This is a genomic window from Microvirgula sp. AG722, assembly GCF_003269145.1.
Lineage (GTDB): Bacteria > Pseudomonadota > Gammaproteobacteria > Burkholderiales > Aquaspirillaceae > Microvirgula > Microvirgula aerodenitrificans.
Genome location: NZ_QLTJ01000002.1, coordinates 509,142 through 516,531, shown reverse-complemented (window position 1 = coordinate 516,531; position 7,390 = coordinate 509,142). Strand labels below are relative to the sequence as shown.

The window sequence follows — 7,390 nt, the reverse complement described above, 5'->3', positions numbered from 1 at the left end:
TCCCATCCCGAACAGGACCGTGAAACTGCTTTGCGCCGATGATAGTGTGGCACTTGCCCATGCGAAAGTAGGTCACCGCCAGGTCCTATACTGAAGCCCTCGTACCCTGTACGAGGGCTTCTTTCATTGGTGCGTGGCGATCGTGACGGATACGCAAAGAAGCCCCCGTGCCATGCACGGGGGCTTCTTTCATGGCTCGCTGCCTGTCAGGATGAGATGAATGCCCAATACCGGTTAGCGGCTGCCGGGCATTCTCAGACCAGCCCGACGCCGGACAATTGCCGCGCCAGCCGCGCCGCATGGTTGTCGGTCATGCCGCCGATGAAATCGAGGATCTTCATGTAGGCCTGATACAGCGAATCATCCGCTTCCAGCCTTGGCGTCAGCAGCGCCAGGTGGGTCGCGTCGCGCGGGCTGAGTGTCCGCTGGGGATGGCTGATATACGCATGGGCGGACGGGACAAGAATATCCAGCAGGGTGGCCAGGCACGGGTAGGCGGCAATTTCGGTGACCAGTTTGCTCGGGTGGCGGTAGACCTTGCGGCTGGCCAGTTCCTTGGCTGCACTCAGCGCATCGCTGACCCGCCCGGTGCAGACCGCCAGCAGGTCCTTGGCCGCGAATTCACCGTCGAGCAGCGCATCGTGGTGGGCCATGAAGCGGTCGGCGACATTGCTGACGCACTTGCCGACGGCCATGCCGCGCAGCATCGCGCACTTCTGCCGCGGGTCGTCGGTGCTCCAGACACGGTCGATTTCGGCCAGTGGCGTCAGCAGCGCTTCGAATTCCCGCACATCGATGATGTCGATTTCGACGGCGTCTTCCAGGTCGAGAATCGCGTAGCAGATGTCGTCCGCCGCTTCCATCAGGTAGACCAGCGGATGGCGTGCCCAGTGATGCTGCCCGTGCCGGGGCAGCCCGAGTTCGGTGGCCACGGCCGCGAAGTAATCGAGTTCGGAGCGATACAGGTTGAACTTGCCGCGTGCCGGAAAGGTGTCCGAGGTCCACGGATACTTGGTCAGTGCGCCGAGTGAGGCCGAAGTCAGGCGCATGCCGCCTTCACGGCCGTACATCTCCAGTGACGACACCATGCGCAGGCTGTGCGCATTGCCCTCGAAGGTCTGGATGTCCTGGCGCTCGGCATCGCTGAGCCCGACCAGATAGCGCGCATGGTCCGGATGGCGGAACCAGACCCGCAGTGCATCCTCGCCGGTATGGCCGAATGGCGGATTGCCGATGTCGTGGGCGAGGCAGGCGACCTGGACGATGGCGCCGATATCGAAGGCCGAGTAGCCGGCCGGCAGCCGGTTGTCCATGGCCAGCATGGCGCCGACCCGGTTGCCGAGGCTGCGGCCGACGCAGGCGACTTCGACGCTGTGCGTCAGCCGGTTATGGGTATGGTCGTTCTGGGCCAGCGGGTGAACCTGGGTCTTGCGTCCCAGCCGGCGGAAGGCGCTCGAGAACACCACCCGGTCGTGGTCGACATGGAAGTCGCTGCGCAGCCCGGCATCCGGCTCGCCCGGCAGGGACCGGCTGGGCTCGATGCGACCGTCGACATGCTTGAAACGGCGGGTGGAGAGCAGTTGCTCCCATTGCATGACGGTTGCCATCTGATCGGGCCTGACAGGGAATGACGATGGTTCCGATCATAGGCGGTGCGTGACGAGCGGGCAAAAAAAGAGCGCCGCAGCAAGGGGGACTGCAACGCTCCAATGCAATGACGTCTGGAGATGGCGGATCCCGGTGCCGGCCGTGCCGGTGACGGGCAGGGCCGGGGCGGATCCGGATCCACCAGCATCAAAATTAGACCATGGCGGACGGAAGTCGAGCGAAACGCCGCACCGTCCGTCGCGCCGATGCCGCTCAGGGGCGCGGCAGGGTCACGCCGTGCTGGCCCATGTACTTGCCGTCGCGGTCCTTGTACGACACTTCGCACTCTTCGTCGCTCTCGAAGAACAGTACCTGGGCGATGCCTTCGTTGGCGTAGATCTTGGCCGGCAGCGGCGTGGTGTTGGAGAACTCCAGCGTCACATAGCCTTCCCATTCCGGCTCGAACGGCGTCACGTTGACCACGATGCCGCAGCGTGCATAGGTCGATTTGCCGAGGCAGACCGTCAGCACCTTGCGCGGAATGCGGAAGTACTCGACCGTGCGCGCCAGCGCAAACGAGTTCGGCGGGATGATGCAGTAGTCGCCCTTGATGTCGACGAAGCATTTTTCGTCGAAGTTCTTCGGATCGACCACGGTCGAATTGATATTGGTGAAGACCTTGAATTCGTCGGCGCAGCGGATGTCGTAGCCGTAGCTGGACGTCCCGAAAGAGATGACCTTCTGCCCGTTCACCTGACGGACCAGGTCCGGCTCGAACGGGGAGATCATGTCGTGCTCTTCCGCCATCCGGCGAATCCACTTGTCCGATTTGATGCTCATGGCGGGCCTCTGGCTGAAAATTGTGCCGGATTTTACACCATTGCGGCTGGGGGATCGTTGTCCGCACCCGGCCAGGGGTACCGGCGGCGTCGAATAGCTCCAAAGGAGTATATATAACTAGCCCGAATTCACTGTCTGTCACACCTTCCGGGGAATGGGGGCCGATCTGGTGCAGGCATAGACTCGCTCAGGTCAAAAACCCCATTCCCGGTAGGGAGAGGCCCAGAAATGGCTTCGCAACGATACAAGCAATATGCGGTACTGGCGTCGAGCACCTGGTCGTTTACCGTCTGTTTCATGGTGTGGATGATGCTGGGTGTGGTCGGCATTCCGTTGAAGCAGCAGCTCGGGCTCAACGAAACCGAATTCGGCATTCTGGCGGCCACGCCGGTCCTGTCCGGTTCCCTGATCCGCGTGCCGCTCGGCATGTGGACCGACCGCTTTGGCGGTCGCATCGTCATGTTCATCCTGATGCTGTCCACGGTCATCCCCATCTACGTGATGGAGTATGCGACGGCCTACTGGCATTTCATCGTGATCGGCCTGTTCATCGGCCTGGCTGGCGGCACGTTCTCGGTTGGCACTCCGTATGTTGCGCGCTGGTTCCGCCGCGACCAGCAGGGGCTGGCCATGGGCGTGTTCGGGGCCGGCAACTCCGGCGCCGCCGTCAACAAATTCGTGGCGCCGGCCCTGATCGCCGCTGCCGGCTGGACCCTGGTGCCGAAGGTGTACGCCGGCGTGATGCTGGTAACGGCGCTCCTGTTCTGGTGCTTCAGCTTCCATGATCCGAAGCACGTGGTTGGCAAGGGCGTAACGGTGGCCGAACAGCTGAAAGTGCTGAAGGACCCGCGCGTCTGGCGCTACAGCCAGTACTACTCGGTGGTGTTCGGCGGCTATGTCGGTCTGTCGCTGTGGATGACCAAGTACTACGTCGGCGAGTACGGCTTCGATATCAAGCACGCGGCCTTCCTCGCCGCCTGCTTCTCGCTGCCGGGCGGTGTGCTGCGTGCCATCGGCGGCTGGATGAGCGACCGCATCGGGGCCTACAAGACCACCTGGTGGGTGATGTGGGTGCTGCTGGCGTGCTTCTTCATCCTGTCCTATCCGCAGACGGAGATGGTGATCGCCACCATCAACGGCCCGCAGTCGCTGCATATCGGCCTGAATTCGTGGCTGTTCACCGGCGTGATGTTCGTGGCCGGGATCGCCATGGCCGTCGGCAAGGCGTCGGTGTTCAAGTTCATCTCCGATGATTTCACCGACAACATCGGCGCCGTTTCCGGCGTGGTCGGGCTGGCCGGCGGTCTCGGCGGCTTCATCCTGCCGATCCTGTTCGGTGCACTGGTCGACCTGACCGGCATTCGCTCCAGCTGCTTCATGCTGCTGTACGGCACCGCTGCCGTGTCACTGGTCTGGATGCACTACTCGTTCAAACCGCTCGCCCGCGAGCTGGAAGCCGCCCGCGCCGCTGCCTGATCGCCCCATTGAAGAGAGATTTGCCATGGCTGAATACGTACTGAAGCGCTGGGAGCCGGAAAACACCGACTTCTGGCAGTCCACCGGCAAGGCGGTTGCCCGCCGCAATCTGTGGATCTCCATTCCCGCCCTGCTGCTGGCGTTCGCCATCTGGGTGCTGTGGAGCATCCTGGTGGTCAACCTGCCGAATATCGGCTTCAACTACTCGCAGAACCAGCTGTTCTGGCTGGCGGCGCTGCCGTCGCTGTCCGGTGCCACACTGCGGATTTTCTACTCGTTCATGGTGCCGGTGTTCGGCGGCCGGCGCTGGACCGCGCTGTCCACCGCGACGCTGCTGATTCCGGCCATCGGCATCGGTTATGCGGTGCAGGATGCCAGCACCAGCTACACCACGATGCTGGTACTGGCGCTGCTGTGCGGTTTTGGCGGCGGCAACTTCAGCTCGTCGATGGCCAATATCAGCTTCTTTTTCCCCAAGGCGGAAAAGGGCACGGCGCTGGGCCTGAACGCCGGTCTCGGCAACCTTGGCGTGTCGGTGATGCAGTTCATCGTGCCGCTGGTGATGACCGTCGGCGTGTTCGGCGCCCTGGGCGGCGAAGGGCAGACCTGGATCAAGGGCGACGTCAGCAAGATGGTCTGGCTGCAGAATGCCGGCTTTATCTGGGTGCCGTTCATCGTGCTGTCGACGCTGGCATCGTGGTTCGGCATGAATGACATCGCCGACGCCAAGGCTTCGTTCTCCGACCAGGCTGTGATTTTCCGCCGCAAGCACAACTGGCTGATGTGCTGGCTGTATGTCGGTACCTTCGGCTCGTTCATCGGTTTCTCGGCCGGTTTCCCGCTGCTGATCAAGGGCCAGTTCCCTGATGTCGACCCGACCCGCTTCGCCTTCCTCGGCCCGCTGGTCGGCGCACTGGCCCGTCCGCTTGGCGGCTGGATCTCGGACAAGCTCGGCGGTGCGCGGGTCACGCAGTGGACCTTTGTGCTGATGATTGTTGCCGTGTTCGGCGTGCTGGCGGCGCTGCCGCAGCATGGTGCCGGCGGCAGCTTCAGCCTGTTCCTCGGCAGCTTCCTGGCGCTGTTCGCGTTGACCGGTGTCGGCAACGGTTCGACTTTCATGCAGGTGCCGGTGATCTTCCAGACCTTCCATGAGCGGCGGACGCCGTCGTCGGTTACCGCTGCCCGTGCCGAAGCCACCAAGGAATCGGCTGCGGTGCTGGGCTTCTCGGCAGCGGTTGGCGCCTATGGCGGCTTCTTCATCCCGAAGAGCTTTGGTACCTCGATCGCGATGACCGGCGGGGTCGATGCGGCGCTGTACGCGTTCATCGGCTTCTACCTGAGCTGCCTGCTGGTCAACTGGTGGTACTACGCGCGTCGCAATGCGGATGTGCCGTGCTGATGGCCGGAAACTGAAAATGCAAAAAGGGGGAGGCTTGCGGGCCTCCCCCTTTTTTGTCTGCAGGTGTCAGACGTCCTGCCCTTCACTGATGCCTTCGTGGCTTTTCGCCGACGGCAGGATCCAGTTCAGCAGGATGGCCAGGACCGAGCACAGGCCGACGCCGACCAGGGTGAAGCTGCCGAGCTTGAGTTCGAGCGCGCCGATACCGCAGGTCAGCACCACCGACACGATGACCAGGTTCTTCGGCGCCATCAGGTCGACCCTGGATTCGATCAGCGTCTTCAGGCCGATGCTGGCGATGGTGCCGAACAGCAGCACCATGATGCCGCCCATGACCGGCATCGGAATCGACTGCAGCAGCGCATTGAACTTGCCGAAGAAGGCCAGCACGATGGCGAACAGCGCCGCCCACGTCATGATGACCGGATTGAAGTTGCGGGTGATCATCACCGCGCCGGTAACTTCGGCATAGGTGGTGACCGGCGGGCCGCCGATCAGACCGGCGAGACAGACGCCCAGCCCGTCGCCTGCCAGCGTGCGGTGCAGGCCCGGGGTCTTGGTGTAGTCGGTTCCGGTCACGCCGCCAATGGCCATGACGCCGCCGATATGCTCGATGGCCGGCGCGATGGCGACCGGCAGCATGAACAGCGCCGCGGCCCAGTTCACTTCCGGGGTGATGAAGTGCGGCATGGCGAACCACGGCGCATCGGCGATCTTGCCGAAGTCGACCAGTCCCATGAACGAGGCGACGACATAGCCGACGATCACGCCGGACAGGATCGGTACCAGACGGAAGATGCCGCGGGCGAAGATCGCCACGACAATGGTGGTGGCCAGCGACACGGCAGCCAGCAGCAGGGCGTCAGCGTACGGGATCACCTGCTCGCCACCGGCGCGACCCATGGCCATGTTGCTGGCCACGGTGGCGACCGACAGGCCGATGATCATGATGACCGGACCGATGACCACCGGCGGCAGCAGCTTGTTCACGGCGCCGACGCCGCGCCAGCGCACCAGCGCGGCGAACACGAAGTACATGAAGCCGGCAGCGAACAGGCCGAACATGGTCGACGGCAGGCCCCAGGTCTGGGTCGCATAGATGATCGGCGCGATAAAGGCGAACGAGGAACCGAGGAAGATCGGCACCTTGCGGCCGGTACACAGTTGGAACAGCAGGGTGCCAATGCCGCCGCCCAGCAGCGCCATGGCAGGGTTCAGGCCGGTCAGCAGCGGGACCAGCACCAGCGCCCCGAATGCGACGAACAGGATTTGTGCGCCTGCCACCGCTTGTTTCAGGTGTTGAATCATGGAATTCTCCGTGGAAGAGCAATCGTGGGGCCGAAAACAGGGCTCTCATAAAAAAGGCGACCTGTAGAGGTCGCCTTTTCGGGATTCATGTCACTCAGCCCTTGGTGCCGAAGATCTTGTCGCCAGCGTCGCCGAGGCCGGGGATGATGTAGCCATGTTCGTTCAGATGGCTGTCGAGCGACGCGGTGAAGATCTGCACGTCCGGATGCACGGCCGTGACGGCCTTGATGCCTTCGGGCGCGGCGACCATGACGATGGCCTTGATCGACTTGCAGCCCTTGCGCTTCAGCAGGTCGATGGTGGCGACCATCGAGCCGCCGGTAGCGAGCATCGGGTCGATGATCAGGGCGATGCGTTCGTCGAGGCCGTCGACGAACTTGTCGAAGTACGGCACCGGTTCGAGGGTTTCCTCGTTGCGGTACAGGCCGACGACGCTGATCTTGGCGCTGGGCACCAGGTCGAGCACGCCATCGAGCATGCCGAGACCGGCGCGCAGGATCGGTACGACCGTGACTTTCTTGCCCTTGATCTGTTCGACCTCGATCGGGCCGTTCCAGCCGTCGATGGTGATCGTTTCGAGCTCGAAATCGCGCGTGGCCTCATAAGCCAGCAGACGGGCGAGTTCGTGCGTCAGCGTGCGGAATTTGTTGGTACTGATATTGCCTTCGCGCAGCAAGCCGAGCTTGTGCTGCACCAGCGGATGTTTGACGATGGTCAGATTCATGATTTCCTTGCCCCGGATACAACACCGGCAGCGCGGTGCGCTGCCGGACGACAGGT

Annotated in this window: 6 protein-coding genes; 2 read left to right on the top strand and 4 right to left on the bottom strand. The window is 63.0% G+C overall.

Features of this window, described 5'->3' with window-relative positions; translation table 11 throughout:
- Positions 1-254: 254 nt before the first annotated feature.
- Together DFO50_RS06035 and dcd are read right to left on the bottom strand one after the other, a co-directional pair.
- A complete protein-coding gene (locus tag DFO50_RS06035) occupies positions 255-1,607 on the bottom strand; it encodes a deoxyguanosinetriphosphate triphosphohydrolase (RefSeq protein ID WP_028500121.1) in 1,353 nt (450 codons plus the stop codon).
- A 253-nt stretch (positions 1,608-1,860) separates the two neighbouring features.
- On the bottom strand, positions 1,861-2,427 hold the full coding sequence (gene dcd, locus DFO50_RS06030; RefSeq protein WP_028500120.1) for a dCTP deaminase: 567 nt from the start codon (positions 2,425-2,427) through the stop codon (positions 1,861-1,863).
- Positions 2,428-2,655: 228 nt separating this feature from the next.
- Between dcd and DFO50_RS06025 the strand changes: the two genes are divergently transcribed.
- Positions 2,656-3,903, top strand: a complete 1,248-nt coding sequence (locus tag DFO50_RS06025) for a nitrate/nitrite transporter (protein WP_028500119.1) — start codon at positions 2,656-2,658, stop codon at positions 3,901-3,903.
- Between the two features lie 25 nt (positions 3,904-3,928).
- Positions 3,929-5,302: a NarK family nitrate/nitrite MFS transporter gene (locus DFO50_RS06020; protein WP_028500118.1), complete on the top strand. Its 1,374-nt coding sequence runs from the start codon at positions 3,929-3,931 to the stop codon at positions 5,300-5,302.
- A 66-nt stretch (positions 5,303-5,368) separates the two neighbouring features.
- Here DFO50_RS06020 and DFO50_RS06015 read toward each other — a convergent pair whose 3' ends face one another.
- Both DFO50_RS06015 and upp read right to left on the bottom strand, forming a co-directional pair.
- Complete coding sequence (locus DFO50_RS06015; RefSeq protein ID WP_112692189.1) at positions 5,369-6,610, bottom strand: uracil-xanthine permease family protein; 1,242 nt, start codon at positions 6,608-6,610, stop codon at positions 5,369-5,371.
- Between the two features lie 94 nt (positions 6,611-6,704).
- Positions 6,705-7,334, bottom strand: coding sequence for a uracil phosphoribosyltransferase (upp, locus tag DFO50_RS06010; RefSeq protein ID WP_028500116.1), 630 nt, complete (start codon positions 7,332-7,334; stop codon positions 6,705-6,707).
- Positions 7,335-7,390: the final 56 nt, after the last annotated feature.